Source organism: Variovorax sp. GW821-FHT10D07, from assembly GCF_059415325.1.
The window spans coordinates 133,307-136,142 of the sequence record NZ_JBWKMZ010000017.1 but is presented as its reverse complement, the minus strand read 5'-3'; the positions used below and the strand labels follow the sequence as shown (position 1 = coordinate 136,142).

The window sequence follows — 2,836 nt, the reverse complement described above, 5'->3', positions numbered from 1 at the left end:
GCCGATGGAGCTCGTGGCCGTGCTCAAACCGGTCGACGTCGAGGTCGACAGGCTGTCGATGCTGCTCGTAGCCGTGCTCAGGCCCGTGGACGTCGAAGTCGAGAGACTGCCGATGCTGCTGGTCGCCGTGCTCAGACCCGTCGAAGCGGATGTGGACAGGCTACCGATCGAGCTCGTCGCCGTGCTCAAACCGGTCGATGTCGAGGTCGACAAGCTACCGATGCTGCTGGTCGCCGTGCTCAGACCCGTGGAGGTAGACGTGGACAAGCTGCCAATGGAGCTCGTCGCGGTGCTCAGGCCGGTCGAGGTCGAGGTTGACAGGCTACCGATCGAGCTCGTTGCGGTGCTCAAGCCGGTCGAAGTCGACGTGGACAGGCTGCCGATCGAACTCGTTGCAGTGCTCAGGCCGGTCGACGTCGAGGTCGAAAGGCTGTCGATGCTGCTGGTCGCGGTACTCAGGCCCGTGGAGGTCGAAGTCGACAAGCTGCCGATGGAGCTCGTTGCAGTGCTCAAGCCGGTGGAGCTGGAAGTCGACAAACTCGACACGCTGCTGTTCGTCGTGCTCAGGCCCGACGACAGACTGCCGATGCTGCTGGTTGTGGTGCTCAGTCCGGTCGACAGGCCATCGATACGGCTGTTCGCCGTGCTCAGACCTGTGGAGGTCGAGGTCGAAAGGCTTCCGATCGAGCTGGTCGCAGTGCTCAGGCCAGTCGACGTCGAAGTCGAGAGGCTGCCGATGCTGCTGGTCGCCGTGCTCAAGCCGGTCGACGTCGATGTGGACAGGCTGCCGATCGAACTCGTTGCCGTGCTCAGGCCAGTGGACGTCGAGGTCGACAAACTGCCGATGGAGCTCGTTGCAGTGCTCAGACCGGTCGAGGTGGAGGTCGAGAGGCTGCCGATGGAGCTCGTTGCGGTGCTGAGACCCGTGGACGTCGAGGTCGACAGGCTCGACACACTGCTGTTCGTCGTGCTCAGACCCGAAGACAAGCTGCCAATCGAGCTGGTTGCGGTGCTCAGCCCCGTCGAGGTCGACGTGGACAAGCTACCGATGCTGCTCGTAGCCGTGCTCAAGCCAGTGGACGTGGAAGTCGACAAGCTGCCGATGGAGCTCGTCGCGGTACTCAGACCCGTGGAAGTCGAAGTCGAGAGGCTGCCGATCGAACTGGTGGCGGTGCTCAACCCCGTGGACGTCGAGGTCGACAGACTCGACACGCTGCTGTTGGTCGTGCTCAGCCCCGACGACAAGCTGCCGATGCTGCTGGTCGCGGTGCTCAAGCCAGTCGACGTCGAGGTCGACAGGCTGCTGATGCTGCTTGTGGCCGTGCTCAAGCCCGTGGACAGCGAGCCCGCCGTCGTGGACAGCTGCGACACGTTCACCGCGTCCAGCGCCTGGCTGCCCGCGGCCACGCCCGTGATCTGCCGGTTGCCGACGTTCACCTCGCCGCTGGAAGTCTGCGGAGCCGCCAGGCCGTAGGCGCTGTAGCCCGCCTGGGCCCCGCGGCTGGCCGTGGAGCCGCCTCCCAGCGCCACGCTGTCGGCAACGCTCGCCGTCGCGCCGGCGCCGATGGCGACGGTGTTGTCGGCACTGGCATTGGCCGTGTTGCCGAGAGAGATCGTGTTGCTGGCCGTGACGCCCTGCCCCGCACGACGCCCCATCGCGATGTTGTTGTTGCCGGTGACCCTTTGGCCCGCCTGGAAACCCGCGGCCAGGTTGTTGGCGCCCACGACGTCGGTGCCCGCGCTGCTGCCCGCGGCGAAGTTGTTGTCACCACCCGAGACATTGGTGCCGCTGGCATCGCCGAGCGCCACGTTGTGGCTGGTGCTGACGTTGGTGCCCGAGGCCGTACCGACGGCCGTGTTGTTGATCGCCTTCGTGGTGGCCGATCCCACGCCGGCGCCGGCGCCGGCGCCGATGGCGGTGTTGTTCGAACCGAAGACGTTGCCGCCCGCGTTGAAGCCGAAGGCGGCGTTCAACGCACCCGTCACGTTCTGGCCGGCCAGGGAACCCACGGCGGCGTTGTTGCTGCCGTTCACGTTCGTGCCGGCCGAAATGCCGATGCCGATGTTGCCCAGGTTGCCCGACTGGCCGCCCGCGCCCGCGCCCTGGCCGATGGCCACGGTGCTCAGGCCGCTGGCCTGCGCGCCGTTGCCGATGGCCAGGCTGCTGTCTCCGAGAGCGTTGGAGTTCGGCCCGATGGCCACGCTGTCGGTGCCCACGGCCTGGCTGTCCGCAGCCGTGCTGTTGGCATGGAAATACTTGGTGCCGGTGTTGTAGATCGAACTGATCGACGAGCTCAGCGTGCCGATACTGCTGTTGGCGGTGCTCAGGCCCGTGGACAGCGAACCCACGCCGGTGGACAGGCTGCCGATGCTGCTGGTCGCGGTGCTCAACCCGGTCGACGTGGAGGTGGACAGGCTGCTGACACCGCTGATGGCCGTGCTCAATCCGGTCGACGTCGAAGTCGAGAGGCTCGACACGCTGCTGCTCGTCGTGCTCAGGCCCGACGACAGGCTGGTGATGCCGCTCGTCGCCGTGCTCAGACCCGTCGACGTAGACGTGGACAGGCTGCCGATGGAACTCGTCGCGGTGCTCAGCCCCGTCGAGGTGGAGGCCGATAAGCTGCGGATGGAACTCGTTGCAGTGCTCAACCCCGTGGAGGTCGACGTGGAGAGGCTGCCGATGCTGCTAGTGGCCGTGCTCAAACCGGTCGACGTCGAGGTCGACAGGCTGCCGATGGAGCTGGTCGCCGTGCTCAACCCCGTCGACGTCGAAGTCGACAAGCTCGACACGCTGCTGTTCGTCGTGCTCAAACCCGACGACAGGCTGCCGATGCTG

At 66.2% G+C, this 2,836-nt stretch carries 2 protein-coding genes and 1 pseudogene; 2 read left to right on the top strand and 1 reads right to left on the bottom strand.

Annotated elements, in window-relative coordinates:
- Positions 1 to 1,474, top strand: a 1,474-nt coding sequence (locus AC07PU_RS36060) for a hypothetical protein (protein ID WP_495322886.1), incomplete at its 5' end; no start/stop codon positions are given.
- 71 nt (positions 1,475 to 1,545) lie between these two features.
- Here the strand turns inward: AC07PU_RS36060 and AC07PU_RS36055 are convergent.
- Positions 1,546 to 2,202, bottom strand: a pseudogene (locus tag AC07PU_RS36055) (hypothetical protein); the annotation flags it as partial.
- 97 nt (positions 2,203 to 2,299) lie between these two features.
- Here AC07PU_RS36055 and AC07PU_RS36050 point away from each other — a divergent pair.
- On the top strand, positions 2,300 to 2,836 hold a 537-nt coding region (locus tag AC07PU_RS36050), incomplete at its 3' end, for a hypothetical protein (RefSeq protein WP_495322885.1).